The sequence below is a fragment of the Reyranella sp. genome (genome assembly GCF_004297265.1).
GTDB lineage: Bacteria > Pseudomonadota > Alphaproteobacteria > Reyranellales > Reyranellaceae > Reyranella.
This window is the reverse complement of record NZ_SCUT01000017.1, coordinates 15,904-42,467: the sequence shown is the minus strand read 5'-3', so window position 1 is coordinate 42,467 and position 26,564 is coordinate 15,904. Positions and strand designations below refer to the sequence as shown.

The 26,564-nt window shown below is 66.9% G+C and carries 32 protein-coding genes and 1 pseudogene; 17 read left to right on the top strand and 16 right to left on the bottom strand.

Annotated features, from left to right (window positions below; all coding sequences use genetic code 11):
- Positions 1 to 375 carry a 30S ribosomal protein S16 gene (gene rpsP, locus EPO41_RS05775; RefSeq protein WP_296321723.1) on the bottom strand — a complete coding sequence of 125 codons (375 nt, stop codon included), beginning with the start codon at positions 373 to 375 and terminating at the stop codon, positions 1 to 3.
- Between the two features lie 65 nt (positions 376 to 440).
- Positions 441 to 1,853: a signal recognition particle protein gene (gene ffh / locus EPO41_RS05770; RefSeq protein ID WP_296321719.1), complete on the bottom strand. Its 1,413-nt coding sequence runs from the start codon at positions 1,851 to 1,853 to the stop codon at positions 441 to 443.
- Positions 1,854 to 2,020: 167 nt separating this feature from the next.
- Between ffh and EPO41_RS05765 the strand changes: the two genes are divergently transcribed.
- The 4 genes and pseudogenes from EPO41_RS05765 to EPO41_RS05750 all read left to right on the top strand — a co-directional run.
- A complete protein-coding gene (locus EPO41_RS05765; protein ID WP_296321716.1) occupies positions 2,021 to 2,653 on the top strand; it encodes a type II CAAX endopeptidase family protein in 633 nt (210 codons plus the stop codon).
- Between the two features lie 57 nt (positions 2,654 to 2,710).
- Positions 2,711 to 3,322: an AbiEi antitoxin N-terminal domain-containing protein gene (locus EPO41_RS05760; RefSeq protein ID WP_296321714.1), complete on the top strand. Its 612-nt coding sequence runs from the start codon at positions 2,711 to 2,713 to the stop codon at positions 3,320 to 3,322.
- Positions 3,315 to 3,575, top strand: coding sequence for a nucleotidyl transferase AbiEii/AbiGii toxin family protein (locus tag EPO41_RS05755; protein WP_296321712.1), 261 nt, complete (start codon positions 3,315 to 3,317; stop codon positions 3,573 to 3,575). Before EPO41_RS05760 ends, EPO41_RS05755 begins: the two co-directional genes overlap by 8 nt.
- Positions 3,500 to 3,871 (top strand): annotated as a pseudogene (locus EPO41_RS05750) (nucleotidyl transferase AbiEii/AbiGii toxin family protein); the annotation flags it as partial. The gene EPO41_RS05755 and the pseudogene EPO41_RS05750, both read left to right, overlap by 76 nt.
- A 342-nt stretch (positions 3,872 to 4,213) precedes the next feature.
- Here EPO41_RS05750 and EPO41_RS05745 read toward each other — a convergent pair.
- Positions 4,214 to 4,816: a 2-hydroxychromene-2-carboxylate isomerase gene (locus tag EPO41_RS05745; RefSeq protein ID WP_296321710.1), complete on the bottom strand. Its 603-nt coding sequence runs from the start codon at positions 4,814 to 4,816 to the stop codon at positions 4,214 to 4,216.
- 71 nt (positions 4,817 to 4,887) lie between these two features.
- Here EPO41_RS05745 and EPO41_RS05740 point away from each other — a divergent pair, with 71 nt between their 5' ends.
- From EPO41_RS05740 to EPO41_RS05725, 4 genes are read left to right on the top strand one after another with little or no spacing between them, the layout of a single operon-like run.
- On the top strand, positions 4,888 to 5,778 hold the full coding sequence (locus EPO41_RS05740; RefSeq protein ID WP_296321708.1) for a hypothetical protein: 891 nt from the start codon (positions 4,888 to 4,890) through the stop codon (positions 5,776 to 5,778).
- Positions 5,779 to 5,784: 6 nt separating this feature from the next.
- Positions 5,785 to 6,633: a diaminopimelate epimerase gene (gene dapF / locus EPO41_RS05735; RefSeq protein ID WP_296321705.1), complete on the top strand. Its 849-nt coding sequence runs from the start codon at positions 5,785 to 5,787 to the stop codon at positions 6,631 to 6,633.
- Positions 6,630 to 7,856 (top strand): signal recognition particle-docking protein FtsY, encoded by a 1,227-nt coding sequence (gene ftsY, locus EPO41_RS05730; protein WP_296321703.1) that lies wholly within the window; start codon positions 6,630 to 6,632, stop codon positions 7,854 to 7,856. The genes dapF and ftsY overlap by 4 nt, the downstream gene beginning before the upstream one ends.
- Complete coding sequence (locus EPO41_RS05725; RefSeq protein WP_296321700.1) at positions 7,853 to 8,452, top strand: septation protein A; 600 nt, start codon at positions 7,853 to 7,855, stop codon at positions 8,450 to 8,452. The genes ftsY and EPO41_RS05725 overlap by 4 nt, the downstream gene beginning before the upstream one ends.
- 15 nt (positions 8,453 to 8,467) lie before the next feature.
- Here EPO41_RS05725 and EPO41_RS05720 read toward each other — a convergent pair whose 3' ends face one another.
- The 6 genes from EPO41_RS05720 to hemC are packed head-to-tail and all read right to left on the bottom strand — an operon-like array spanning position 8,468 to position 13,153.
- Positions 8,468 to 9,250: a J domain-containing protein gene (locus tag EPO41_RS05720; protein ID WP_296321697.1), complete on the bottom strand. Its 783-nt coding sequence runs from the start codon at positions 9,248 to 9,250 to the stop codon at positions 8,468 to 8,470.
- 36 nt (positions 9,251 to 9,286) lie between these two features.
- Complete coding sequence (locus EPO41_RS05715; RefSeq protein ID WP_296321694.1) at positions 9,287 to 9,886, bottom strand: NUDIX hydrolase; 600 nt, start codon at positions 9,884 to 9,886, stop codon at positions 9,287 to 9,289.
- Positions 9,887 to 9,895: 9 nt separating this feature from the next.
- Positions 9,896 to 11,101, bottom strand: coding sequence for a phosphoglycerate kinase (locus EPO41_RS05710; RefSeq protein WP_296321692.1), 1,206 nt, complete (start codon positions 11,099 to 11,101; stop codon positions 9,896 to 9,898).
- A 45-nt stretch (positions 11,102 to 11,146) separates the two neighbouring features.
- Positions 11,147 to 11,374, bottom strand: a complete 228-nt coding sequence (locus EPO41_RS05705) for a sulfurtransferase TusA family protein (protein WP_296321689.1) — start codon at positions 11,372 to 11,374, stop codon at positions 11,147 to 11,149.
- A complete protein-coding gene (locus tag EPO41_RS05700) occupies positions 11,371 to 12,183 on the bottom strand; it encodes a M48 family metallopeptidase (protein ID WP_296321687.1) in 813 nt (270 codons plus the stop codon). The genes EPO41_RS05705 and EPO41_RS05700 overlap by 4 nt, the downstream gene beginning before the upstream one ends.
- 43 nt (positions 12,184 to 12,226) lie before the next feature.
- On the bottom strand, positions 12,227 to 13,153 hold the full coding sequence (gene hemC, locus EPO41_RS05695; protein WP_296321684.1) for a hydroxymethylbilane synthase: 927 nt from the start codon (positions 13,151 to 13,153) through the stop codon (positions 12,227 to 12,229).
- Between the two features lie 122 nt (positions 13,154 to 13,275).
- On the opposite strand from hemC, the gene EPO41_RS05690 reads away from it, so the two are divergent.
- From EPO41_RS05690 to EPO41_RS05665, 6 genes are all read left to right on the top strand, one after another.
- The gene (locus EPO41_RS05690; RefSeq protein WP_296321681.1) at positions 13,276 to 13,923 is read left to right on the top strand and encodes a 2OG-Fe(II) oxygenase family protein; all 648 of its coding nucleotides are present in this window, start codon (positions 13,276 to 13,278) and stop codon (positions 13,921 to 13,923) included.
- Positions 13,924 to 14,166: 243 nt separating this feature from the next.
- Positions 14,167 to 15,204 carry a tRNA (adenosine(37)-N6)-threonylcarbamoyltransferase complex transferase subunit TsaD gene (gene tsaD / locus EPO41_RS05685; protein ID WP_296321678.1) on the top strand — a complete coding sequence of 346 codons (1,038 nt, stop codon included), beginning with the start codon at positions 14,167 to 14,169 and terminating at the stop codon, positions 15,202 to 15,204.
- A gap of 9 nt (positions 15,205 to 15,213) precedes the next feature.
- Complete coding sequence (locus EPO41_RS05680; RefSeq protein WP_296321675.1) at positions 15,214 to 15,849, top strand: TIGR02466 family protein; 636 nt, start codon at positions 15,214 to 15,216, stop codon at positions 15,847 to 15,849.
- Positions 15,850 to 15,859: 10 nt separating this feature from the next.
- Positions 15,860 to 16,849 (top strand): NAD(P)H-dependent glycerol-3-phosphate dehydrogenase, encoded by a 990-nt coding sequence (locus tag EPO41_RS05675; protein ID WP_296321672.1) that lies wholly within the window; start codon positions 15,860 to 15,862, stop codon positions 16,847 to 16,849.
- A 17-nt stretch (positions 16,850 to 16,866) separates the two neighbouring features.
- Positions 16,867 to 17,271, top strand: coding sequence for an EVE domain-containing protein (locus EPO41_RS05670; protein WP_296321669.1), 405 nt, complete (start codon positions 16,867 to 16,869; stop codon positions 17,269 to 17,271).
- A 14-nt stretch (positions 17,272 to 17,285) separates the two neighbouring features.
- A complete protein-coding gene (locus EPO41_RS05665; protein WP_296321667.1) occupies positions 17,286 to 18,146 on the top strand; it encodes a DMT family transporter in 861 nt (286 codons plus the stop codon).
- Positions 18,147 to 18,192: 46 nt separating this feature from the next.
- Here the strand turns inward: EPO41_RS05665 and EPO41_RS05660 are convergent, their stop codons facing one another.
- The 5 genes from EPO41_RS05660 to EPO41_RS05645 all read right to left on the bottom strand — a co-directional run bounded on the left by EPO41_RS05660 (position 18,193) and on the right by EPO41_RS05645 (position 23,503).
- Positions 18,193 to 20,250: a PAS domain-containing sensor histidine kinase gene (locus tag EPO41_RS05660; RefSeq protein WP_296321664.1), complete on the bottom strand. Its 2,058-nt coding sequence runs from the start codon at positions 20,248 to 20,250 to the stop codon at positions 18,193 to 18,195.
- Entirely contained in the window at positions 20,178 to 20,567 is a 390-nt protein-coding gene (locus tag EPO41_RS29735; protein ID WP_363246949.1) for a response regulator, read from the bottom strand. Before EPO41_RS29735 ends, EPO41_RS05660 begins: the two co-directional genes overlap by 73 nt.
- A 242-nt stretch (positions 20,568 to 20,809) precedes the next feature.
- A complete protein-coding gene (locus tag EPO41_RS05655) occupies positions 20,810 to 21,553 on the bottom strand; it encodes a creatininase family protein (protein WP_296321661.1) in 744 nt (247 codons plus the stop codon).
- Positions 21,554 to 21,628: 75 nt separating this feature from the next.
- Complete coding sequence (locus EPO41_RS05650; protein WP_296321658.1) at positions 21,629 to 22,249, bottom strand: hypothetical protein; 621 nt, start codon at positions 22,247 to 22,249, stop codon at positions 21,629 to 21,631.
- Positions 22,250 to 22,339: 90 nt separating this feature from the next.
- A complete protein-coding gene (locus EPO41_RS05645; RefSeq protein WP_296321656.1) occupies positions 22,340 to 23,503 on the bottom strand; it encodes a diaminopropionate ammonia-lyase in 1,164 nt (387 codons plus the stop codon).
- Positions 23,504 to 23,546: 43 nt separating this feature from the next.
- On the opposite strand from EPO41_RS05645, the gene EPO41_RS05640 reads away from it, so the two are divergent.
- Positions 23,547 to 23,813 (top strand): DUF6489 family protein, encoded by a 267-nt coding sequence (locus tag EPO41_RS05640; RefSeq protein WP_296321654.1) that lies wholly within the window; start codon positions 23,547 to 23,549, stop codon positions 23,811 to 23,813.
- Positions 23,814 to 23,822: 9 nt separating this feature from the next.
- A complete protein-coding gene (locus tag EPO41_RS05635; RefSeq protein WP_295133485.1) occupies positions 23,823 to 24,173 on the top strand; it encodes a (2Fe-2S) ferredoxin domain-containing protein in 351 nt (116 codons plus the stop codon).
- Positions 24,174 to 24,289: 116 nt separating this feature from the next.
- Here the strand turns inward: EPO41_RS05635 and EPO41_RS05630 are convergent, their stop codons facing one another.
- Complete coding sequence (locus tag EPO41_RS05630) at positions 24,290 to 24,613, bottom strand: hypothetical protein (protein WP_296321651.1); 324 nt, start codon at positions 24,611 to 24,613, stop codon at positions 24,290 to 24,292.
- Positions 24,614 to 24,624: 11 nt separating this feature from the next.
- A complete protein-coding gene (locus tag EPO41_RS05625) occupies positions 24,625 to 25,515 on the bottom strand; it encodes a cyclopropane-fatty-acyl-phospholipid synthase family protein (RefSeq protein WP_296321648.1) in 891 nt (296 codons plus the stop codon).
- Positions 25,516 to 25,711: 196 nt separating this feature from the next.
- Here EPO41_RS05625 and EPO41_RS05620 point away from each other — a divergent pair, with 196 nt between their 5' ends.
- Positions 25,712 to 26,503 carry an aspartyl/asparaginyl beta-hydroxylase domain-containing protein gene (locus EPO41_RS05620; RefSeq protein ID WP_296321645.1) on the top strand — a complete coding sequence of 264 codons (792 nt, stop codon included), beginning with the start codon at positions 25,712 to 25,714 and terminating at the stop codon, positions 26,501 to 26,503.
- Positions 26,504 to 26,564 lie beyond the last annotated feature (61 nt).

Genomic DNA, 26,564 nt, shown 5'->3' with positions numbered 1-26,564 from the left:
TCAGGTGGCCGCAGCTTCCTCGGCGGCCGGCGCGGCGGCAGCGGCCGCAGCAGCCTCGGCCTTCATGCGCTCCTGCGCCTTGGCGCGCGGCACGGACTTCTTGGTCTGCTCGCGGCGCTCGCGCGGCTTCATCAGCTCGGCCTGCGACAGGAACTTGGCGACGCGGTCGGACGGCTGCGCGCCGACCTTCAGCCAGTGCGCGATGCGCTCCTTGTCGAGCGTCAGGCGCTGGGCATGGTCGCGCGGCAGCAGCGGGTTGTAGGTGCCCAGCTTCTCGATGAAGCGGCCATCGCGCGGGCTGCGCGAATCGGCCACGACGATGTGGAAGAACGGACGCTTCTTGGCACCGTGCCGGGTCATGCGGATTGCGATCATTCTCTCAAGTCCTCTCTCTATCTTTCGATTTCGATACGTCTGATCTGTCTAACTTCGTCGAACCTTCAGCGCGGAAAGCCGGGCGGGCCGCCCATGCCGCCCATACCACCCAGGCTGCGCATGAATCCCTTTTCGCCGAGCTTGTTCACCCGCTTCATCATCTTGAGCATGTCGGCGTGCTGCTTGAGCAGCTTGTTGACGTCCTGCACCTGAACGCCCGCGCCCTTGGCGATGCGCTTCTTGCGCGAGGCGTGGATCAGGTCAGGATTGCGCCGTTCCTTCGGCGTCATCGACAGGATGACCGCCTCCTGACGCTTCAGCTGACCCTCGTCGATCTTGGCCTTGGACATCGCGGCCTTGGCCTGCATGGCGCCCGGCAGCATGCCCATCAGTCCCGACAGGCCGCCCATCTTGCGCAGCTGGCGCAGCTGGCTGAGCAGGTCGTCCATGTCGAACTGGCCCTTGCGGACCTTGGCGGCGAGCTTCTCGGCGTCTTCCTTGTCGATCGTCTCGGCGGCGCGCTCGACCAGCGAGACGATGTCGCCCATGCCGAGGATGCGCGAGGCAATGCGGTCGGGATGGAACGGCTCCAGCGCGTCGAACTTCTCGCCGACGCCGATCAGCTTGACCGGGCGGCCGGTGACGGCGCGCATCGACAGCGCCGCGCCGCCGCGCGCGTCGCCGTCGACGCGGGTCAGCACGATGCCGGTGACGGCCAGCCGGTCGTTGAACGCCTTGGCCACGTTCACGGCGTCCTGGCCGGTCATGGCGTCGGCGACGAGCAGCGTCTCCTTCGGCTTGGCGAGGTCGCTGATGTCGGCGACCTCCTTCATCAGCTCTTCGTCGATCGAGAGCCGGCCCGCCGTGTCGAGGATGAGGACGTCGAAGCCCTCGCGCTTGGCCGTCTCGAGGGCACGCCGGGTGATGGCGAGCGGCATCTCGAGCGGGACGATGGGCAGGGTCGGAACGCCGGTCTGCTCGCCCAGCACCTTGAGCTGGTGCTGCGCTGCCGGGCGGCGCGTGTCGAGCGAGGCCATCATGACCTTGCGGCGCGTCGAGAAGCTGCCGCCGAACATCTCTGCCGCCATGCCCTGCGGGCCCTGGCTCAGGCGATAGGCGATCTTGGCCGAGGAGGTGGTCTTGCCCGAGCCCTGCAGGCCGACCATCAGGATGACGACCGGCGGGATGGCGCCCAGATCGAGATCGGCGACGGTGCCGCCCAGCATCTCGACCAGGTGGTCGTTGACGATCTTGATGACCATCTGGCCCGGCGTGACCGAGCGGATGACGTCGGCGCCGATCGCCTTCGGGCGGACCTGGTCGATGAACTGGCGGACGACGGGCAGGGCGACGTCGGCCTCGAGCAGGGCGGTGCGGACCTCGCGCAGGGCCGCGTCGACATCGGCCTCGGAAAGCGCACCGCGCCCCCTCAGCTTGTCGAATACGTCACCCAGACGCTTGCTAAGACCCTCGAACATCGCGCTCCCGTTTGCTCAAAGACGTATGGCGCCGATGCGCGAACCTTCGCGGATCAGCGGAGCTCCCCGAAGGGGGAACCTTGTAAATCGGCACGACCGATTGAGCCGGCGGGGTATAAAGCCTGCCGCGTCAGGAGTCAAAACGCTTGGACGAGTCGTCTAACCCATTGATCGATAACACTTCCCGGCGCCTTCCGGGCTGGTCCGTGCTGGCTTTCCTGGTCGTCGCACCGCTGATCGGGCTGGCGGCGTTCTGGCTTTTGCCCGAGCGGACCAACCTTATCGTGCTGGCCGCCTTCTTCGGGGCGGGCCTGCTGGCGCTCCTCATCGCCGTCCTCCCTTTGGGCCGCGATGCGCCGGCCGCCCTGGGTTTGAGGTCCGTGGGCTGGCGACCGGTCGTCTTCGCGGTGCTGGGCACCACGGTCCTGTCCTTCGTCGTCAGCCAGCTCGGACCCCAGCCCGAGGGGGTACGGCAGGTTACCGAGGGCATCGAGGGCGTCCAGGCGCTCGAGACCCTGGCCGTCCTGGGCCTGCTGGCACCGATCACGGAAGAACTGGTCTTTCGCGGTCTGCTCTATGGCTGGCTGGCCGGCCGCTGGAACAACCTCGTCGCCTTCGTGCTCAGCTCGCTGGCCTTCGCCGCCGCCCATACAGAGCCCCTGCACATTCTTCTCGTCCTGCCGCTGGGCTTCTGGTTCGGCTGGCTGCGCTGGCGCACCGGCTCGCTGGTCCCGACGATCGTGGCGCACATCATCAACAACACGATCGCGGTGGCGGCGGCGACGTTCCTGAGCCCGTGAGTTTGTAACATATTCTGGGTGTGGGGTGTATTTTCCCCCATGATATGTTCCAAACTCATGGATCGACCATCACAACGCGACCGCCTCTCGGCTCTCCTTGAGACACACCCGATCGTGCGCGCCTACGAGCTGCGGCGGGAGGGCGTCTCGGCGCCCACCATCTCGCGGGCCGTGGCGGCTGGGAAACTCGTCAGGATTGCGCGAGGGCTCTATCGACGGGTCGATGCCGAACTGTCTGCCGACCAGTCGCTGGCAGAGGCATCCAAGCTGGTGCCCAAGGGAGTGATCGCTCTGATATCGGCGCTCGCCTTCCATGAGCTGACCGACCAGATGCCGAGGAAGGTCTGGATCGCGATCAGTCCGCGCGACTGGGCGCCTGTCACCACCTACCCTCCTATCCGCATCACGGAATTCCCAGAGAAATACATGACGCAGGGCGTCGAGAAGCATCGGATTTCCGGGGTCGATGTCCCGATATTCTCGGTGGTGAAGACGCTTGCCGACGTATTTCGCAGCCGGTCGGTCGATCGATCGATTGCCATCGAGGCGCTGCGCGCCGCACTGCGAAGCCGCAAGGCGACACCTGCGGAGATCGCCCAGTCCGCCCAGGACGGTGGCGCGTGGAAGATCATGCGGCCCTACCTTGAAGCGCTGGCGTCCGATGGCTGACGGGCGGCGGACATCCGCAGCGTCGATAAGGCAGCGTCTGCTCGACTTCGCGCGTGCCGAAGGTCGGGTCCATGAAGTCGTGCTGGTGCGATACGCGCTCGAGCGGCTGCTCTACCGCCTGTCCATCTCCCCTCATCGCGCCCGCTTTGCGCTGAAAGGCGGAATGCTCGTGACCCGGTGGATCGGCGGCGACAATCGGGAAACGCGGACGCCGATTTTCTCGGTTTTGGAGAGTCCACACCCGATGAACTGAAGGCGACTTTTGCGGAGATCATGGCTGCGGGCGTCGACGATGCCCTCGTATTCGACGTTGCCGCACTGCGGGCAGATCAGATCCGCGAAAGGATGGAATATGGAGGCGTCCGCCTTCGAACGACGGCGTACCTCGACAGAACGCGCATTCCGGTGACGGTGGACATCGGCTTCGGTGACGCCGTCGCGCCGAAGCTCGAGCAGATGAACTATCCTTCCATTCTGGGAATGGAGGAGCCTTCCATTCAGGCCTATCCACCGGCGGCCGTCGTCGCCGAGAAATTTCAGGCGATCGTCGCTCTTGGCCTAATCAACGGACGTATGAAGGACTTCCACGATCTGTGGGCCCATTCCGAAGGCGCTCGACATCCGTGCGGTCGATCTCGACGCTGCAATCAGCGCGACGTTCGACCGCAGGAAGACCGCAATACCATCGGGTCGGCCAGTCGGCCTTTCGCAGGCTTTCGTCGACGATGCGGCAAGGCAGCGCCAGTGGCGAAACTATGCGCGCTCCATCGGCCTCGACGCTGTCTCGCTTGTCGAGGTCGTGGATGCGGCCTGGGCGCTTGTCGGTCCATCATGCGAACGCCTGACTTCCGGGGCAGGCGGCCGGTGACGGATCGTCGACAGACGCGCCGATCAGGAGGCGAGCTTGCGCTCGACGAAGTCGAGACGATCCTGGCCCCAGAAGATCTCGCCGTCGATGACGTAGGAAGGCGCGCCGAACACGCCCTGCTGGATGGCGTGCTGGGTGTAGGCCTCGCGCTTCTCGGCGATGCCCGGCGCTTCGCTGGCCTTCATCACCGCCGTGCCGTCGAGGCCGCTTCCGTCGATGATCGCCTTCAAGGTGGCCGGATCGCCGCTGTTCTTCTCCTCGGCCCACAGGCCGGTCAGCACGGCGTGCGCCAGCTTGATCGCGTCCGCCATGCGGCCCTCTTCGCGCAGGGCGATGACGCACTTGGCGGCCGGGACCTCGTTGGCCGGGAAGAACTTGGGCTCCAGGGTCGTCTTCACGCCGAGATGATCGCGCCAGCGCTTCAGCTCCATCATGCGATAGGCCTGGCGTTGCGGCGAACGCTTGGGCAGCGGCAGGCCGCCGGACACGGCGAAGACCGAGCCGAAATCGACCGGCCAGATCGTGACCGTCGCGCCGTGCTTCTTCACCATGGCGTCGAAGCGTGCGGATCCGAGGTAGGTCCACGGCGAGTTCAGCGAGACGTAGTAATCGACATGCTTGCCCATAGGGTCCCCCAGAGAGGCGTTCGTTGGCGCGGACTGTGGCGCAAAGCCTGTCGATACGCCATCTTCGTGGCGTGACCGCCCCTCAACGAGCCATCGCCATCACCGGCGGCGATGCCGCCTATTTCGACCTGATGCGCGACTGCATCGCCTCGCTGCAGGCGACGGCGGAGGGCCGCGCCCTGGCGCTGGGCGTCCTCGATTGCGGACTGACCGAGGATCAGCGGGCCTGGTGTGTCGCGCGCGGCGCCACCCTGGTGGTACCGCAATGGGACTTCGACTTTCCCGGCCGCGAAACATTGAAGGACGGCTACAAGGCGCTGACGGCCCGGCCGTTCCTGCCGCGCTATTTCCCGAACTACGACCTCTATCTCTGGATCGACGGCGACTGCTGGGTGCAGCAGGGCGACGCGGTCGCCTTGTTCCTCGCCGCCGCGCGCACCGGTGCCCTCGCCGTGGCACCGGAGATCCATCGCTCGATGCGGCACTACCGCCATGCCTGGCAGGAATTCTCGTCGATCAACGGCGCGGCGTTCGAAGCCGCCTTCGACCGGGAACTGGCGGAACGTCTGATCCGCTATCCGCTGATCAACGCCGGCGTCTTCGCCCTCGCGGCCGATGCGCCGCACTGGCAGGGCTGGGCCGGGCTGCTGGGCGAGGCGCTGCAGCGCTCCACCGACATGACCGACCAGGTTGCGCTCAACGTGCTGGTCTATGACCGGGGTTTCGCCTGCGAGCCGCTGCCCAGCCGCTGCAACTGGCCGGTCCATCACGCCACACCGGCCTGGGACGCCGGCCGCGGCCTGTTCGTCGAGCCCGCCATGCCCTACGAGGCGCTCGGCATCCTGCATCTCACGATCTACACCAAACGCCTGCCGACATTGGACGTGCGCGAGATCGGCGGGCCGGATGCAGGGCAGGTGCGGGCACGCTCGTTGCGCTGGCCGGGCCGAACCGCCATATAGCGCCGCATGGCCGGAACGCCTTTTCTGAAGATGCACGGGCTGGGCAACGACTTCGTCGTGCTCGACGCGCGGGGCGGTGCCCTCGATCTCACGGTGCCGCGCCGGCGCGCCATCGCCGATCGCCGGCTGGGCGTCGGCTGCGACCAGCTCATCGTGCTGGAGCCGCCGACCGAGTCCGACGCCGACGTCTTCATGCGCATCTACAATCCCGACGGCACGGAAGCCCAGGCCTGCGGCAACGCCACGCGCTGCGTCGCCTCGGTGCTGATGGACGAGCGCAAGGCCGACGACGTGACGATCCAGACGGTTGCCGGCCTGCTCGAATCGCAGAAAGTCGGACGCGGCGCCAACGGGCTGCCGGTCATCTCCGTCGACATGGGGCTGGTGCGCATGGATTGGCGCGAGATTCCCGTCGCGACCGCCTGCGACACCAATCACATGCCGGTCGGCCTCGGGCCCCTGCACGACCCTGTCGGCACCAATGTCGGCAATCCGCACGCGACCTTCTTCGTCGACGATCTCGCATCGATCCCGATCACGGAGCTGGGGCCGAAGCTCGAGCACGATCCGTTCTTCCCCGAGCGGGTCAATGTCGGCGTTGCGCAGATCATCGGGAAGAACAAGCTGAGGCTGAGTGTCTGGGAACGCGGTGCGGGCCTCACGCTCGCCTGCGGCTCGGGCGCCTGTGCGGCCGGCGTTGCCGCCGCGCGGCGGGGGCTGACGGATCGCAAGGTCGACGTCGTCGTCGAGCATGGCACGCTCACCATCGAGTGGCTGCGCGACGACCATGTGTCGATGACCGGTGGCATCGCGCTCGCCTACAGGGGCGAACTCGACCGTTCGTTGCTCGCATGAGCGATACCGGCGAGCCGCAGAAGAAGGGCTGGTTTGCGCGCTTCCGCCGCGGGACCCCGGCTGTCGAGACACCCAGGCCTGCCGAGCCCGAGGTCGAGAAACTTGAACCGGTAGAGCCGGCCGTCACGGCTGAGCCCGAGACACAAGTCGCGCCGCCGCCCATCGAGCCGGTGCCGACGGCGCCGGAGCCCGAGACGGTCCCCGTCGAAACGGTGACCGAGGCCGAAGCGGTGGCCGCGAAGGAACCCGAGGTCGAGAAGCCCGAGGTCGAAAAGCCCGAGGTCGAAAAGCCCGAAGTCGAAAAGAAAGGTTGGCTGTCGCGCCTGCGCGAGGGCCTGTCCAAGTCGACCAGGAAGGTCGCCGAGAGCATCACCGGCCTCTTCACCAAGAAGAAGCTCGACCAGCAGACGCTCGACGATCTCGAGGACGTGCTGATCCAGGCCGACCTCGGCGTCGCCGTCGCCAGCCGGCTCGTGGCCAAGCTCGGCAAGGAACGGTTCGGCAAGGAAGTCACCGACGAGGAGGTGCGCGCGGCCTTCGCCGACGACATCGCCGAGATCCTGCAGCCGGTCGCTGTGCCGCTCACCATCGACGCCGCGCGCAAGCCGCATGTCGTGTTGGTGGTCGGCGTGAATGGCAGCGGCAAGACCACGACCATCGCCAAGCTCGCCGGCCTCTACAAGGGCGAGGGCCGCTCGGTGATGCTGGCCGCGGGCGACACGTTCCGCGCCGCCGCCGTTGAGCAGCTCAAGGTCTGGGGCGACCGCGCCGGCGTCCCGGTCGTGTCGAAGCAGACCGGCGCCGACGCGGCGGGCCTCGCCTACGAGGCGCTGGAGCGGGCGCGCGCCGAGAGGACCGACGTGCTGCTGATCGACACCGCCGGCCGCCTGCACAACAAGACCAACCTGATGGAAGAGCTCGCCAAGATCGTGCGCGTCATCCGCAAGCTCGATCCCGAGGCGCCGCATTCCTGCCTGCTGGTGCTCGATGCGACCACGGGCCAGAACGCCCATGCCCAGGTCGAGACCTTCCGGACCATGTCGCCAGTCGACGCGCTGGTGCTCACCAAGCTCGACGGCAGCGCCAAGGGCGGTGTGCTGGTGGCGCTGGCTGAGAAATTCAAGCTGCCGGTGGTTGCCATCGGTGTCGGCGAAGGCATCGACGATCTCCGGCCCTTCGAGGCAAGGGCCTTCGCGCGCGGATTGATGGGATTGCCGGTATGAGCACAGAGCGGAGCGGCGACGACAACGGCATGCGCCGGCTCTACGCCACGGCGCTTGAACTCGGGCCGCTGGTCCTGTTCTTCGCCGCCAACGGTCGCTGGGGCATCTACTGGGGCACCGGCATCTTCATCGTCGCGACCGCGATCGCGCTGCCCTGCTACCGCTGGCTGGAGAAGCGCTGGCCGGTCATGCCGCTGGTCGGCGGTTTCTTCGTGCTGGTGTTCGGCGGCCTCACCATCTGGCTGCAGGACGACACCTTCATCAAGCTGAAGCCCACGATCGTGAACTGCCTGTTCGCCGTGATCCTGGGGGGTGGGCTCGTCCTGTTCAAGAAGCCGCTGCTGAAGCCGTTGTTCGGCGCGGCCTTCCGGCTGACCGACGAGGGCTGGTATCAGCTCACGATGCGCTGGACGGTGTTCTTCTTCGTGCTGGCCATCGTCAACGAAGTGATGTGGCGCAACTTCCCGACCGATACGTGGATCGCCAGCAAGATGTTCCTCAGCTTCCCGCTGACGATGATCTTCGCCTTCCTGCAGATCCCGCTGCTCAGGCGCTACTGGGACGGTGACGACAATCCCTTCGTCCGCGGCAGCTGAGGCGCGGCACGACCCCTATATGATCTTCGCGTAGGCCAGCACGATCAAGCTGATCGAGAAGACGGCGGCCAGCGTTGCCCAGTCGACGCTGGAGAGCGTGTAGCCGCCCCAGTCGCCGGTGCGCGCCGGCCGTTGCCGCGGGGCGACGCGGACTTTCCACTGCGTCACCTGCTTCACGGTCTCGATGAAGCGGGCGGTCTCGGCGGGCCGCGGCGAGCCCAGGAACTTGACGGCCTGGTTGATCTCGAGGGCGACATCGCGACGATTCCGCCGCAGCGCCTCGACGGCGAACGCCTGCACGTCGGGATTGGATCCGAAATAGCGTTCGAGGAACTGATGCCTGAGGGCGTCGGCCAGCTCGTCCGCATCCGCCGCCACCTTCGTCTCGACGAGCGTGACCTGGAAGGTGAGAGCCAGCGCCGTAGACAGTTCCGCGAGTTCCCGGCGAGCCCGCTCCGCCTCCGGATAGTATCTCGCGATGTAATACCACGCCGCGTCGAGGTGCTCGTCCTCCATCTCTTGCCCGTCGTCGGACGGGTCGGCATCGGCGTCGAAATCGCCGGATGACGCGCCGCGATCCTCGCGAAGCCGGTCGTATTCGGCGCGCGAATCGGCATTCCCCAGGATCTCGTAGGCCTCGATGAGGCGCCGGGTCATCCGGTCGGCATTCGCCTTGTCGCCGTCATGCAGGTCCGGGTGATGCTTCTTGAGCAGCGCACGGTAGACGGCTGCCAGCGCGCCCTGGTCGATCGAGGGCAGGACACCGAGTATCGTGTAGTAGTCGGTTTCGCTGTTCATCCGGCCCTCTCGGGTCGCCGCTCGACTCCCGGACGACTAGACGCCGGCCGGCTTGCGCGGCGGCCACATACGGGCGAGGTCACCGGCGGGATTCGAGTAGGTGGAGAAGTCAGTCTTGTCGCGCGATTCGTGGAAGTGGGCGAGCGCCCACACGACCGTGGGGAAGGCGAGCTGGTCCCACGGTATGTCGGCCCAGTCGACCAGCGCCACTTCCTCGCTTTCGACGCCACAGGCGATCTCGGGTGTGACCAGCCGGGCGCGGTACATGATCTGCACCTGGCCGATGCGGGCCACGCTGTACATGGCGAGCAGCCGGTCGATCTCGATGGTGGCGCAGGCCTCTTCCAGCGCCTCGCGCTGCGCGGCCTGCTCGGTCGTCTCACCGAGTTCCATGTAGCCGGCGGGCAGCGTCCAGAAACCCTTGCGCGGTTCGATGGCGCGCCTGGCCAGCAGGATTTTGTCTTCCCAAGTGCACACGGCGCCGGCGACGACCTTGGGGTTCTGGTAGTGGATGAACTCGCAGCGGCCGCAGACCAGCCGCTCGCGATTGTCGCCGTCAGGAACCCGCTTCTCGAAATGTTCGGGCGGATCCCACGGCAGGCGCGGGCGATCGGGTTGGGTTGGCGGGGCGCTCATGCGCCGACGCTACGCCGCCCGTATCAGCGCCGCAACGCCGGGCAGGGTCTTGCCTTCCATCCATTCGAGGAAGGCGCCGCCGGCGGTCGAGACGTAGGAGAATTTTTCCTCCACGCCGGCGGCGGCCAGGGCCGCCACCGTGTCGCCGCCGCCGGCCACCGACAGCAGCTTGCCCATGCCGGTGAGCCGCGCCACGTCCCGGGCGATCGCCACCGTGCCGGTGTCGAACGGCTTGATCTCGAAGGCGCCGAGCGGGCCGTTCCAGACGACCGTCGAGCACTCGGCGAGCTCTTTCTGGTAGAGCGCGATCGACTTCGGTCCGACATCGAGGATCATCTTGTCGTCGGGACAGGCGTCCGCGTCGACCACGACGTGTGGTGAGTCGGCCTTGAACTCGTCCGCCGCCATGACGTCGACCGGCAGCAGGACGGCGCACTTGGCGGCCTTGGCCTTCTCCAGGATCTCGAGTGCGGTGGCCGCGAGATCCTTCTCGCACAGCGACTTGCCGACCTTGATCCCCTGCGCATGCATGAAGGTGTTCGCCATGCCGCCGCCGATGATCAGCTTGTCGACCTTGCCGACCAGGTTACCCAGCAGGTCGAGCTTGGTCGAGACCTTGGCGCCGCCGACGATGGCGCAGACCGGGCGCTTCGGATTGCCCAGCGCCTTGTCGAGCGCCTCGAGCTCCTCCTGCATCAGGCGGCCGGCGACCGCCGGCAGGCGATTGGCCAGGCCCTCGGTCGAGGCATGCGCGCGATGCGCGGTCGAGAAGGCATCGTTCACGTAGACGTCGCCCAGCAGCGAGAGCTTGTCGATGAAGCCCGCGTCGTTCTTCTCCTCCTCCTTGTGGAAGCGGAGATTCTCGAGCAGCAGCACGTCGCCTGCCTTCATGTTGCGCACGGCGGCTTCTGCCAGCGGGCCGATACAGTCCTCGGCGAAGGCGACCGTCTTGCCCAGCGCCTTCTCCAGCGGCTCGACCAGGGGCCGCAACGTCATCTCCGGCACGCGCTTGCCGTCGGGACGGCCGAAATGGCTGAGCACGATCACCTTCGCGCCCTTGGCCGCCAGCTCCTTGATGGTCGGCGCCGCACGCTCGATGCGCGTCGCGTCGGTCACCACGCCCTTCTTCATCGGCACGTTGAGGTCGACGCGCACCAGCACCCGCTTGCCGGACACGTCGGTGGAATCGATGGTCTTGAAGGTCGTCTGCGGCATGAACTCTCTCTCGTCTGTCGAACGGGCGTCTGGCGTTTCCGCCGTCTACCGTTTCCGAATTACGAATACCAGCACCTCGCCCTCGCGGCTCGAGGAGACCAGCTCGTGTCCGGTCTGCCGGCAGAAGGCGGGAAAGTCGGCCTCCGCGGCGGGATCGGTCGCGCGTACCGTGAGCAATCCACCGACCACGAGCTCGCGCAGCTTGCGGTTGGCGCGCAGCACCGGCAATGGGCAAAGCAGTCCCGTGGCGTCGTATTCCAGCGTTTGGGTCATCGCGGCTTGTAATATTGCAGGGCTTCGGGGAGCCAACGCTTGATGTCGGCGATGCGCGTCGTGTCGGCGGGGTGGGTGCTGAGCCATTCTGCCTGCCGCTTGCCGGAACTGGCGGCGCGCATGCGCTCCCAGAGGGCGACCGCCTCGCGCGGGTCGTAGCCCGCCATCGCCATCAGCACCAGGCCGATGCGGTCGGCTTCCGATTCCTGGGCGCGCGACATCGGCAGGATGTAGCCCACCGTCGCGCCGGCGCCGACCGCGGCCATCATCGCCGGCAGATAGGTGCGGCTGCGGCCGCTCACGGTCGCCGACAGGGCCACGGCCGCCGCGGCGGTGCCGACCGACGCCACCATCTGGTCGCTCATCCGCTCGGCGCCATGGCGCGCAAGGGCATGCGCCACTTCGTGGGCGATCACGACGGCCATGCCGGTCTCGGTCTTCGTGATCGGCAGCAGGCCCGTATAGACCACGACCTTGCCGCCGGGCAGGCAGAAGGCATTGGGCTCGTTCTTGTCGACGGTCTTGAATTCCCAGCGGAAGCGCGGCGCGCGCCACAGTTCCTGCGGCGGATGCTCGGCGGCGTTGGCGATGCGCCGGCCGACCTTCTCGACCATGGCGTTGGTCTGGGCGTCGCGCGACAGCGGTTCCTTGCTCAGCACTTCGCGATAGGCCTGCAGGCCCATCTCGCGTTCCTCGTTCTCGCTCACCAGCATCACCTGCGAGCGGCCGGACACCGGCGCCGTCTCGCACGCAGCGAGCAGAGACGCGAAGCCGCACGCGATCAGCAGGAAGCGCAGGATGGGGTGCATGGGCCGAAGTCTAGGGGCCCGTTCGCGCGCGGTCGAGAGTGCGTCAGTCGGCGAAGAAGCCCGGTCCGCCGCGGCGCTTCAGTTCCTCGCCGGCATCGCGCCCCAGGGCGGCGGCCTCGGCGATCGATCCACGACGTTCCGTTGCGATCACTTCCGATCCGTCGGGCCGGGCGATCAGGCCGCGCAGATGCAGCTCGCCGCCCGTCAGGATCGCATGTCCCGCAATCGGCGTGCGGCAGGATCCGTCGAGCACGACAAGCATGGCATGCTCGGCGCGCACGCACACGGCGGTGGGATCATGATCGATCGCGGCGAGCCAGCCGCGCGTCTGCGCGTCATTCTCTCGCGCCTCGATGCACACCGCGCCCTGGCCGACGGCCGGCAGCATCTCGGTTTCCGGGATGGCCGTGCCGACACCGGTCCTGCCCAGTCGCTTCAGCCCGGCCAGCGCCAGGATCGTCGCCTGCACGGTGCCGTCGGCACGCTTCGCCAAACGTGTGTCGACATTGCCGCGCAGCGTGACGATGCGCAGATCCGGGCGGCGATGCAGCAGCAGCGCCTTGCGACGCAGCGCCGACGTTCCGACGATGGCGCCCTGCGGCAACGCGTCGATGCGTGCGATGTCCCCCGCGATCAGAACATCGCGCGCATCCTCGCGCGGCAAGAACGCCGAAATCGCCAGGCCGGGCGGCTGTGCCGTCGGCATGTCCTTCATGCTGTGGACGGCGGCGTCGATGCGGCCCCGCAGCAGGGCCTCCTCGATCTCCTTGACGAAAAGTCCCTTGCCGCCGGCTTCGGAGAGCGGCCGGTCCTGGATCACGTCGCCCGTCGTCCGGATGGTCACGATCTCGATGGCGCCGGGTGCCGCGAGGGCGGGCACCGCCCTGGCCAGGGCGTCGCGCACGAGGCCGGTCTGGGTGAGGGCGAGAGGGCTGCCGCGCGTGCCGAGGCGGAGGAGGGGGGCCGTCATGGCCGCTGCTCTAGCGTAGGTCGCTTCGTCACGCCAGAAGGGCTCGTGCCGACAGGTCGCGGCCGCTGGCGGTTGCGGGGGCCGAAGCCGGCAGGCATGAAGGCGGCGAACAGAGCGCGAGCATGAGCCAGGATCTCGAAATCGTACCGTTGTTCGCCACGCCGCTCGTCGTCCACGACGTGCCGGATGCGGCCGCGTTGAATGCCGACCTGCGAAGGGTCATCGAGGCGCGCGAGAAGTCCCACCCCGGCACACAGGCTTCCAACGAAGGCGGCTGGCAGTCGACCTGGGACATGGAGCGCTGGGGCGGCGTGCCGGCGCTGAAGCTGCTGGCCATCGCCCGCAACACCGCCAATCGCGTGACGATCGACCGGTCGGGCAATGCTGGCGGCCCGCATCCCGGCGTCTTCGCCGTGACGTGGCGCGCCAACATGTGGGCCAACGTCAACCGCAGCGGCCACGGCAACCTGCCCCACACGCATCCCGGCGCCTTCTGGTCCGGGGTCTACTATGTCGACGATGGCGGCATCGCCGCCGATCCGTCGCTGGGCGGGGCGCTCGAATTCCTCGATCCGCGCGGAGCCGGCCCGGTAATGTATGCGCCGCATCTCGGCTTTGCGATGAAGGGCGGCCTGTCGGGCGGGGCCAACGAGGTCCTGCAGCCGAAGGCCGGCCGGATGGTCCTGTTCCCGTCGTGGCTGCTCCATCAGGTCCGCCACTATCGCGGCACGGCCGAGCGCATCTCGATCGCGTTCAACCTGAACCTGTAGAGTCTTCCCAACAAACACTTAACCTCATCCTGAAGAGCCGTGCGCAGCACGGCGTCTCGAAGGATGGGCAACAGACAGGGTGCGCGTTCCCACCCTTCGAGACGCATCGCTGCGCGATGCTCCTCAGGGTGAGGTCAGTGATTGAATCGATTCAGTTCATTTCCGGCCAGCCTCTCAGGATGAGGTGGTGCGTCGGCGAGGAGTCGTCTGGCGCCCCGGCGTGCGGGCCGCTAGAAGTCCCGCATGCGCGTGCTGGGAATCGAAACGAGCTGCGACGAGACCGCCGTCGCCGTGGTCGAAGGCGCGGCCGGGGCACAGCCGGTCGGCCGGATCCTGTCGAATACGGTCTACAGCCAGCTGACCGAGCATCGCCGGTTCGGCGGCGTGGTGCCGGAGATCGCTGCGCGGGCTCACCTGGAGCGCATCGATGGGCTGGTCGCCCAGGCGCTCGACGAGGCGGGTCTCGGGCTGGCCGATCTCGACGCCATCGCTGCGACCGGCGGGCCGGGGCTGATCGGTGGCGTGATGGTCGGTGTCATGACGGCCAAGGCGCTGGCCTTCGCGCACGACAAGCCGTTCATCGCGGTCAATCACCTCGAAGGTCATGCCCTCTCCGTGCGGCTGACGGAGCCCGTCGAGTTTCCTTACCTGCTGCTGCTCGTATCAGGTGGCCATTGCCAGCTGCTCACGGTGCGCGGTCCCGGCGACTTCACGCGGCTGGGCACCACCATCGACGATGCCGCCGGCGAATGCTTCGACAAGACCGCCAAGCTGCTGGGATTGGGCTTCCCCGGCGGACCGGCCGTCGAGAAAGCGGCGGTCGGCGGCGACCCGAAACGCTTCGCACTGCCGCGGCCGATGTGGCGCAAGCCCGGCTGCGACTTCTCCTTTTCGGGCCTCAAGACCGCCGTGCGCCAGACCGTCGAGAAGCTGCCTGCCGATGACGCGCGCGCCGTCGCCGATCTCTGCGCCTCCTTCCAGCGCACGGTGGGCGACGTCTTCGCCGACCGCTGCGCCAACGCGCTGGTGCTGGCCCCGTCGTCGACGCTGGTGGTGGCCGGTGGTGTCGCGGCCAATACCTATCTGCGCGGCCGGCTCGAAGAGGTCGCGGCGGCGCATGGCGCGCAGCTGGTCGCGCCGCCGGTCAGGCTCTGCACCGACAATGGCGCCATGATCGCCTGGGCCGGCGTCGAACGGCTGCGTCTCGGCCAGGTCGATGCGCTCGATTTCCGTCCCCGGCCACGCTGGCCGCTCGATCCCGCCGCCGCCAATCGGATGTAGAGTGCCGCCATGAGCCAGGCCCAGCCCGCCTTCGAAACCGTCGCTGCCTTCGCGACGCCGATCCTGATCGCCGATCTGCCCGACGGTCCGCAGCTCAATGCCGCGCTGATCCCGGTCCTCGCCAAGCGCGAGGCGGAACAGGCGAACGAGCCGCGCAGCACGCTCGGTGGGTGGCAGTCGAGCTGGGACCTCGACAAATGGGCGGGCGTTCCGGCGATCAAGCTGCTGGCGATCGCGCGCAACATCGCCAACCGCAGCACGACCGATCGCCAGGGCAATGCGGTCACGATCGCCTGGAAGGCCAACATCTGGGCCAACATCAATCGTGGCGGCCACGGCAACGAATTCCATTCCCATCCCGCCAGCTACTGGTCGGGCGTCTATTATGTCGACGATGGCGGCATCCCGGCCGATCCGTCGCTGGGCGGCGAGCTCGAGTTCATGGATCCGCGCGGCCCGGCGCCGGCGATGTACGCGCCGTATCTCGCCTTCAGCCTGCCGGGCGGCCTGTCGGTCGGCACCAACCAGACGATCTCGCCGCGGGCCGGGCGTCTGGTGATGTTCCCGTCCTGGGTGCTGCACCAGGTGCGACCCTATCGCGGCACGGCGCAGCGCATCTCCATCGCCTTCAATCTCAGCCTGTGACGGGGATCGCGTGACGGGCATCGCCCATATCGGCGTCGTGGGCGGCGGCGCCTGGGGGACGGCGCTGGCCTGTCTCGGGCGCCGGGCCGGTCGCAAGGTGACCCTGTGGTCGCGCGATCGCAGTGTTTCGGCCGCGATCGCGCACGACCGTCGCAACGAGATCTACCTGCCGGGACAATCGCTCGACGCCGGAATCGAAGCGGCAACGGACCTCATCGAGCTTGCCGGTTGCGATGCGATCCTCCTCGTCTGTCCGGCCCAGGCGTTGCGCACCGTGGCGCATGGCCTCCCCGGCAGCGGCCCCGTCGTGATCTGCGCCAAGGGGATCGAAGCCACGACGGGCCTGCTGATGCCCGAGGTGCTGGCCGAGGTCCTGCCGGGCCGGGCCATCGCCATGCTCTCGGGGCCCAGCTTCGCCGAGGAGGCCGTGCAGGGTCTTCCCACGGCGGTCAGCATCGCCACCGCCGATGCCGCGCTGGGTCGTGACCTCGCAGCCTCTCTCGCCGCCGGCATGTTCCGGCCTTACTGGACCGACGATGTGGTGGGCGTCTCGCTGGGCGGCGCGGTGAAGAACGTGCTGGCCATCGCCGCCGGCATCGTCGAAGGCCGCGGCCTCGGCCACAACGCGGCCGCCGCGCTGATCACCCGCGGCTTCGCCGAAATGGCGCGGCTCGGGCTTGCCCTTGGGGCCCGGCTCGAAACGCTGACGGGACTGAGCGGGCTCGGCGATCTCGTCCTCACCTGCCAGGGGCCCTTGTCGCGCAATCGCTCGCTCGGCGCCGCGCTCGGCAAGGGCATGTCATACGAAACCTACATGCAGGGCAGGCGGCAGGTGGTCGAAGGCGCCGCGACCGCGCCGGCGGTTCTCGAACGCGCCGCGAAGCTCGGCATCGAGATGCCGATATGCACCGCCGTCGATGCTATCCTGCATCGCGGCGCGGACCTCGACGAGTCGATCCGCGCCCTGTTGGCGCGGCCGCTGCGGCGCGAAGGCAAGTAAGGGCAGGGGGAAACGACATGGCGTACTGGCTCATCAAGTCCGAGCCTTCGGTCTATTCCTGGGCGCAGTTCGTGAAGGACGGCCAGACCTCCTGGACGGGCGTGCGCAACGCGCAGGCTGCGATCAACCTCAAGGCGATGAAGCCCGGCGACCGCTGCTTCTTCTACCATTCCAACGAGGGCAAGGAGATCGTCGGCATCGCTGAGGTCGTGAAGGCCGCCTATCCCGATCCCACCGACAAGGCGGGCAAGGCCGTCACCGTCGACGTGAAGCCGGTCGGCCCCGTGAAGACGCCGGTGACGCTGGCCGCGATCAAGGCCGATCCGAAGCTCGCGGATTTCGGCCTGGTGCGCCAGTCGCGCCTCTCGGTGGTGCCGGTCTCTGCCGAGCAGTGGAAGCTCATCGAGAAGATGGCGAAGTAAGCCGCAGCCCGGTCATGATCGACAATACCCGCGGCATCGTGGCGATGCTGGCGTCGGTCGTCGTCTTCATCTTCAACGATGCGCTGATCAAGCTCGCGGCCGAGACCGTGCCGTCGGTCCAGGCGATCGGCGTGCGCGGGCTGTTCGCCACGCTCTGGTGCGCGCTGGCCGTGCTGGCGACGGGCGCCTGGCGCAAGATGGCCTATGCCGTTCATCCCAAGGTCCTGCTGCGCGGCGGGCTGGAGGCGGGCGCGGCCATCATCTACCTGATCGCGCTGTTCCAGATCCCCTTTGCGATCGCCACCGCCGTCAATCTCTCGACGCCGTTGATCCTGACGGTTCTCGCCGTCCTCCTGCTCAAGGAGGATGTGCGCTGGCGGCGGTGGACCGCGGTGGGCGTGGGCTTCGTGGGCGTGCTGCTGGTCATCCAGCCGCGGCCCGGCGACATCAACGGCTGGACCTGGGTGGCACTCACCGGCACGTTTCTCGGCGCCTTTCGCGACATCATCGCGCGTCACCTGCCGCCGGCCGTGCCGACGCTCGTCGTCTCCTTCACCACGGCGATCACCGTTGCCATCGTCGGCTGCGCCTGGGCCCTGGCCGAAGGCTGGCAGCCGATCGATGCGCGCGCCCTGGGCTACATCGTCGCTTCCTCGCTGCTGCTCGCGATCGGCTACCAGTTCCTGGTGATTGCGCTGCGCTCGGGCGGCGAGATCTCGGTCATGGGATCGTTCCGCTACTCCTCGATCCTGTGGGCGCTCGCCATCGGCTATGTCGTGTGGGGCGAGGTCCCCAACAGCCTGGCCCTCGCCGGCATCGCCGTGATCGTGGGATCGGGCCTCTACATCCTGCACCGCGAGAGGGTGTCTCGATAGCGTTTGTCAGCGTCGCTCCCTGCTGCAGCGCCGGGCCGCCGGCATTCTATGGAGCACCCGGCGACGAGCCTCTTTCGTCGAGAGCCTGGCGGATCATCTGCGCGAGTTCGTGTCGTCGGAAGGGCTTTGCCAGCAGACGCACCCCCGCATCCAGTCGGCCCTGATGGGTGATCGCGTCTTCCGTGTAGCCCGACATGAAAACGATGGGTGTATCGGGCCACCGGCTGGACACGGCATCGGCAAGGGCCTTGCCGCCGATCGGTCCCGGCATGACGACGTCGGTGAGAAGCAGGTCGTACGGAGGCTGGGCATTTTCGCATTGCGCGAGTCCGGCCACACCATCGGCCGCCTCGTCGACCGTATAGCCAAGGTCGCGAAGTATTTCGCAAACCCTGGCGCGGACGTCGGCATTGTCCTCCACGACCAGGAGCCGCTCAGTGCCGGTCGCGAGAGAGGCCGCGTTGGCAACTGGTTGGGCATCGACAGTGCCGTCCGCTCGCGGCAGGTACATCTTGATCGACGTGCCACGATTGAGTTCGCTGTAGACCTTTATGTGGCCATTGGACTGCTTGATGAACCCGTAGACCATGCTGAGGCCCAGTCCGGTGCCTCGGCCGACCTCCTTGGTCGTGAAAAACGGTTCGAAGACCTTCTCCAGGGCGTCGGGCGGAATGCCGCTTCCCGTGTCGGTCACGGCGAGCATCGCATAGGCGCCGGCAGCTACGTCGGGGTTCTGTGAAACGTAGTCCTGGTCGAGGATCACGTTGCGGGTTTCGATCAGGAGCTGGCCACCGCGGGGCATCGCATCGCGCGCATTCAGGCTCAGGTTCACCAGCGAGGTCTCGAGTTGGGTGCGGTCGACGTTGGTAATCCACAGATCGTCGGCAAGGATCGCCTCGATTTCGATGTGTTCGCCCAGCGTGCGGCCGAGGAGCTTGCTTGTCGCGAATACGAGTTCGTTCAGATCGGTGAGGCGGGGTTGGAGCGCTTGGCGACGTGAATAGGCCAGGAGCTGCTGGGTAAGCTCGGCGGCACGCGATGCGGATTTCTCGATCTGTTCGAGTCTTTCCCGCGTTCGCGCGGGAAACTCCTGATCCAGCAACGCTTCGACATTGACCGAGATCAGCATGAGAATGTTGTTGAAGTCGTGAGCGAGGCCGCCGGTCAACTGGCCGACGGCTTCCATCTTCTGGGATTGACGAAGTTGCGACTCGACCTGGTTGCGTTCGCTGAGGTCGCGGATGATGCCGACATAGATCGGTTCGCCGAGATGCGTGGTTTCTCCTACCGCTAGGTGCATCGGGAAGGTCGAACCGTCCTTGCGCTGCCCGACTACTTCACGGGAGATGCCGATGATCTTTCGGACGCCGGTCGTCTGGTAATTTATCAGGTACTGGTCGTGCTCGCGCTCTATGTTGGGCGGCATCAGCATCTTGACGTTGTTGCCGACGACCTCCGCCGAGTCATACCCGAACAGCTTCTCGCAGGCTCGGTTGTAGACCTGCACGCGGCCCGTTCGATCGATGATGATCAATCCGTCCACCAGAGTGTCGAGAACCGTGTCGACGAGAGCCTGCAGGCGCGATTCGTTCATGGTCAGGCGGTCGGCCGCTGCGACCCGATCGCTGACGTCCCGGGTTATCTTGCCGAAGCCCAGCAATCTCCCGTCCTCGGCAACGATCGGCGTCACGACGACATTTGCCGAAAACACTCCACCGTCCTTGCGCACCCTCGGCCCGGTGACTTCGAAGCGACCTTTGGCGGCCGCTTCCTGAAGTGCCAGGGCGGGTTTTCCGGCAGCAATGTCCGCAGGCGTATAGAAGAGCGAGAAGTGCCGGCCCACGACTTCGTCGGCCTCGTAACCCTTGATGGCCGCCGCCCCGGCATTCCATGACATGATGGTACCGTCGGGCGAGAGCGTAACGACCGAGTAGTCGCGCAGGCCCTCGACGAACAGGCTGAGATGGTGTGCGGTCTCGTGCAACGCGGTGGGTCCCAGATGCACTGTGGTCACACTGCCCTCCCTGTTTCCTAGGGAGGTGAACCGACTGAAACCAGCGCTGCCAGGCCCCGCAACGAAACCGGCTTGGTTACGATCGTGCAAGGAGGCAGGCCAGCTGCGGGCTGCTGCGCGGATCGCAGGGCGTCAGGGTCGGGCGCGCCGGACATCAGAATCCACCGGCAGGAAGGGTGAACGGATGCAAACTCGACGTACAGTTCGGCGCCGTTTCCGTCCTGGAGATTCAGGTCGCACAGGACGACATCCAGGGCATCGCCGGACGATGGGGAGCGGTCGAGAAAGGAGCGCGCCTCCGCGACCGATCCCACCGCCGTGACTGTGAGCGAGCGCCGGCACAGATACTCGCATATCTCCCCCCGCAACTCGACGTTGTCTTCCACGAGGAGAACCCGAAGCGTCATTGGCCAACCTGCGGCAACAAAGTGCCTTCGCCTCAGGCCTTACTCCACGGCCAATTCGTCTTGCCGTCAATGCGATGCCGGCGAAAAAGTGCAGGAATATGCGACTTCTAGTGTTCTCTATCGAACAAAACGCTAACAGGGCGGACCCCGGGTGGCGTGTAAACCCGGTGATCTCCCGCGTGTTCTTCGCTCTCCTGGATGACCGCGCTGACCCGCTCGGCGGGTCCCCGATCTCGCCAGCCTTATCTTGCCACCCACGCCTCGTAATCGCGCGCGACCTCTTCGACGGCGGTGTCGTAGAAGCGCTTGCCGTGCTCGGGCGTCGCCTGGTTGGGGTCCGAGCCGATGCGGCCGTCGGGGAAGGTGCGGCGGTAATCCTCGGCATCGGCGAAGGAACCGTTCGGCGCGATGCGCGGCTCCATCTCCTTGCGCTGGATCGTCTCGGGATACTTGTACCAGGTGAGTGCCACCTCGGAGGCGGTGGCGTGGCTGCCCTCGCCGGTCGGATAGAGTTCTGAACTCAGCCGCTTGATGCCCGGCCCATCCCACCAGTTTCGGAGCGCGCACTTGATGGAGGGCTGGTTGCTCATCCGCTCCATCGAGCGCTCGGCATAGATCTCGGAGAAGGCCGCCGTGACGGTGGCGATGTTGCCGCCGTGCCCGTTCACGAAGAAGAAGCGCGTGAAGCCATGCCGCGCCAGCGACACCACCGTGTCGCGCACGACAGCGATGAGCGTCGTCGGCTTCAGGGTGATGGAGCCGGCGAAGTCGAGATGATGCTGCGCCATGCCGACCGAGATGGTCGGCGCCACCAGCACGCCCGCCTTCTCGCCGGCGCCGCGGGCGATCATCTCCGCCGTCAGCGCATCGGTGCCGATCAGGCCCGTGGGGCCGTGCTGCTCGGTCGAGCCGATCGGGATGATGATGCCGGTCTTGGTCTTGAGATAGTCGTCGACGAACTGCCACGTCTTGAGCTGAAGCTGCACGAACCGAAACTCCTGTGATGTGCCCGCAGGATGCGTCGCTTCGTGCAGCGAGACAAGGACGTCAGCGAGCCGATGTCAGCCCGGCACTACTTTGGCGGCCAGCCGGCGGCGGTCGAGATCGGCCAGCGCCTTGTCGCGGGCATCGGAAATCTGCTTGGCCTCGATCGTGCAGAGTTCCCGGTTGGTCGAGCTGCAGCGGCTGTTGACGAGATCGATCTCGGCTTTCGCCCCGGCCTCGAGTCGCTGCTGGATGCCCGCGAAGTGGGCGTCGCGGGCGGCATCGCTCGGGAAGCTCGTGGGCGTGAGCACGACCATGACGCGTTCGGGATACTTGTTGTTGGCGCCGGATGCGGCATCCACGACGATGCCGACCACGCCGCCCAGCAGCAGGTTGCCGACCGTCGCACCGGTGAAGCTCGAGACCAGCACCTCGTTCGATTGCTCGTAGCCGTCGCGATTGCAACTCACGATGACGCTTTCCTTGGAGCGCGAGACGCTGACCCGGCCAGGCGTCGGCTTGACCACGCCGATATTGGCGCCCTGGCGGTCGATCTTGCATTCGGCGCCCGCAGGATCGGATTCGACGTATACTTCCTGCGTCGTGCCGCCGACCACCGTCGCACACGCCGCCGTCGTCGCCAGCAAGGCGACAGCCATCACCAGGCGGCCCAGGCCCGCCAGTTTCCCGAAATCCATTCTCTCGTTTCTCCCCCTGCCGGAAGGCCCGGCGGGAGGAGTGCTACCACAGGGTGTGGGAGACTGGGAAGAGCAACTATGCGATGTGCCTCACGCGGGCAGCGGTTCACCGAGGTTGCCTTCGCTGTTGATCAGCAGCACGCGCGAGGTCGGGCCGAGGCCCAGCGCCTTGAAAGCGGCTTCGTCGGTGCAGACGCGCATCAGGCCGGCGAGACCCGCACAGCCCGAGGGGCCGGAGATGATCGCGGGATCGTTGCCCAACGGATTGGCATAGAGCCGGCGGGCCGGCAGGACGCTGTCCTCGCCGATGGTCATGAACCAGTCCGCCGCCGCGCCGATGATCGGCCAGGTCACGGGCGAGATCTCGCGGCAGGCGAGGCCGCCCATCACCGTGTCGGCATTGCCGCTGGCCAGGGTCGGCTTGCCGGCGAGGTTGCTCTGGAACCAGCAATCCGCGCTTTCGGGCTCGACTACGATCGAGATGGGCCGCTCGTCGCATACCGCCCAGAGATAGCCGATCACGGCGGCGGCCAGTCCGCCCACACCCGCCTGCACGAAGACATGGGTGGGGGCCTTGCCCCATTGCTGGACGGCCGCCTCGTGGACCAGCACGCAATAGCCGCGCATGACGCTGCGCGGCACCGAATCGTAGCCCTCCCACGACGTGTCGGAGATGATCGTCCAGCCGTTGGCTTCGGCCTGGCGGCGGCACTCGGCGACGGCGGTGTCGTAGTCGCCGTCGACCCGGATCACCTCGGCCCCGCGCGCCCGGATCGCGGCTTCCTTCTCGGCGCTGGTGAATTTCGGCAGGAAGATCACGCAGCGATTGCCGAACAGCTTCGCGCCCGCGGCGACCGAGCGTCCGTGGTTGCCCGAGCTGGCGGCGGTGAACACGAAGCGGCCGGTGATTTCCCTGTGCTCGCCCTTCATCACGCTCTCGAAGGAGGGCGTGGAATGATAGGCATCGCCGACCGCGCCGGTCAGCACGTTGGCGACGGCGATCACGCCGCCCAGCGCCTTGAAGGCACCGAACCCGAAGCGCTGGCTCTCGTCCTTGACCCGGATTTCGCCCACGCCCAGCCGCTGGGCCAGGGCCGGCAGCGCGTAGAGGGGCGTCGGCTTGTGCGCCGGGCAGGCCTTCAACTCCTCGCACAGTTCGGGAATCCCGTTGGGATTGATCACGAACCGCTGCTCGGGACCGAAGGGAAGGGGGCGCGTGGCGCGCGGATTTCTGGCCAGCCAGGGGGTCGTCATGCGGGGGTCATAGCATGCTAAGGTCCCCAAAACGGAGTGGCCCATGAAGGTGAACGTCGAAGTGACCTGCACGCCCGAGGAGGCCCGCGCCTTCATGGGACTGCCGGACATCAAGCCCATGCAGGACCGCATCATGGGCGAGATCGAGGAGCGGTTGCGCAACAGCCTCGCGTCGATGAACCCCGAGACGATCTTCAAGACCTGGCTGCCGGCCTCCATGCAGGGCATGGACCAGATGCAGCAGATGCAGCAGGTCTTCTGGTCCCAGTTGGCCAATATCGCCACCGGCGGATCGACCAAGAAGGAATAGACCGAGATCATGAGCCAGCGTGACAAGCCAGGCGATCCCAAGCCCTATTACGAAGCCCACGTCTTCTGCTGCACCAACCGCCGCCCGGCCGGTCATCCGCGCGGCTGCTGCGCCGAGCGCGGCGGCGAGGCGCTGCGGGATCACATGAAGAGCCGCGCCAAGGCGCTCGGCCTCAGGAACGTGCGCATCAATAACGCGGGCTGCCTCGACCGCTGCGAGCTGGGCCCGACGATCGTCATCTATCCGGAAGGGATCTGGTACCGCGTGCCGACCAAGGAAGACGTCGACGAGGTGCTGGATACACACCTCGTGAAGGGCGGCCGGGTCGAGCGGCTGATGCTGAAGCCGGAGGACAAATAACCGGCGGGCGAGGCTCCCAACCGAATCAAACGAAATAAACGAAACGATCGAAACGGAAAAAGGCCTCCCTGGGCCGTGGCCCTTGGCCGGGGAGGGGATTTTGCATGAGGCGTGCTTTATGACCCGGATCGGTCTCGCCGTAAGGTCCGGGTGAGCAGCTCCGCCGCGAGGGCCGCCCATTCCTCGTCCAGCGACTGCTGCGATACCGGCCGGCCCGCGCGCCGGTACCAGTAGCCGGCGTTCGCGAGATCGCCCTCCTGGCGATGGAGATGGGCATGGACGCTGTCGCAGTCCGGCTCGCCCTCGTGCGCCTGGACGCATTCGTGGGCGCGCGCCCAGTCGCCGCGGCGGGCCCACCACAGGGCCTGCAGGGCGGGGCCGGCCCCGGCGGGCGGCGCGTCGGCGGTGACGCTGGCGGCGAAGGCGTCGAGGGCGGTCATGGCGGCTCCGGTTAGCGGCGCTTCAGGCGGAAGCGCAGCAGGTGCAGGCGGTGCGAGAAGAAGCCCCAGGCGGCGAACTTCAGGTAGCGCTCATAGCGCCGCGTCTGGTCCTTGCCGACCATGTCGAGCGCTTCGGCGCGCCGGGCCTTGAGGTTGGCCGCCCAGATCTCGCACGTCCGGCCGTAGTCGTTGCGGTCGTTGCGGAAGCGCTCGACCTCGAAGATCCCGTTCGCGGCGGCGAGGATCTCCGGCAGGCGCGGCAGTTCGGATTCGGGAAAGATGTCCTCGATCAGCGGCCCGGTCGGGACTTTGTCGTCGGGATCGCCATAGGCGATCGTCTGCAGGGTCATGCGCGCGCCCGGCGCCAGCATGTCATGGCAGCGCGTGAAGAAATGGCGATAGATCGCGATCTTGGTTGGCGAGTCGTCCTGCTGCCGTGTGAAGTGCTCGAACGCGCCCACCGAGATGATGGCGCCGTAGGGCTCCGCCGGCTGGTGATCGGCCCAGCTTTCGACGCGGATATCGACGGGCGGCGAGCCGGCTTCGCGGAGCGCGGCGCGGGCGAGTTCGGCCTGCGCGTCGCTCAGGGTCAAGCCGACGCCGCGCGAGAGCGGCGGCGCCCCGGGCGCGCGCGTCGCGACCGCCGCCCGCAACATGCCGCCCCAGCCGCAGCCGATGTCGAGCAAAGAGGTCGCGCGGTCGGCGCCGGCGTTGCGCAGATGCCAGTCGATCTTGCGGCGCTGGGCGTCGGCGAGGGGGGCGGCGTCGTCCTCGTCGCGCCACATCGCCGAGGAGTAGGTCATCGTCTCGTCGAGCCACAGCCGGTAGAAATCGTTGCCGACGTCGTAGTGCGAACGGATGGCTTCCGGCGAGGCGCCGGCAGCGTGAGCGGTATCGGTCATGGGGTGGCCCTGATCTTCATGGTCGGACAATAGGCCATCCGCCGACGCAGCGGGCCACACGGTTTTTGCGACATTTGAGGTTATTGCATCGAGGGAATGTTTATTTCAGAAATAGAGCCCTGTGCGACGCACGAGGCAGCGTTTTCGCGCCTTTCGTGCAGGAACCGGGCATGGCAGCAGGCAGGATTGCTTCCGCATGACGACGACGGATGTGCCAAAAGGCGTTGGCCAGAAGGGCCGTTTCTATCTCACGAAGAACATCTGGGTGCCCCAGGAGCCCCTGGAGAAGCTCAATCTGAAGCTCTCGGATTGGATTCTGCAGAACATGCCCAAGCTGCCGCTGGCCGGTGACGAGGCGTTAAAGTCCTTTCCATTCCTGGCCGAGCTCAGGAAGAGCCACGACAAGATCAAGGCAGACCTCGACTACCTGCTCAGCCACCACGAGGAAATCCCCACCCTGCACGAGGTCCATCCGCGCGACCTCTATGTGCCGGGTCGTGCCTGGCGCACCTTCATCCTGAAGATCTACGGCCACGAGATCGAGGCGAACACGGCGGCGGTACCCGACACGATGGCCGCCATCAACCGGATCCCGGGCGTGCACACGGCCCTGTTCAGCATCCTCGCCGGCCGGGCCGAGATCGAGCCGCACCGCGGCTCCGCGGCGGGCGTCGTTCGTTTCCACTATCCGCTGATCGTGCCCAGCGAGCCGGAGAAATGCTGGATCGAGATCGGCGGCCACCATTTCTTCTGGGAAGTCGGCGTGCCGCTGGTGTTCGACGATACGCGCGAGCACTGGGTCAAGAACCAGACCGATGAGACGCGCGTCGTGCTGATCATCGACTTCAACGCCGACATGCCGTTTCCGGTGAACCTCTACACGGGTCTGCGCTACGAACTCGGCCGCCGCAGCGCCGAGGTGAAGGCCGTGTACGAACGCGCCGCGATCGGCGTGCCGCCGCGCTCGACGGGCAACGGCGCGGCGTAAAGTACTTCCCGTCGTCCTGAGCGGAGCCGCCTGTAGGGCGGCGCAGTCGAAGGACCTGTTT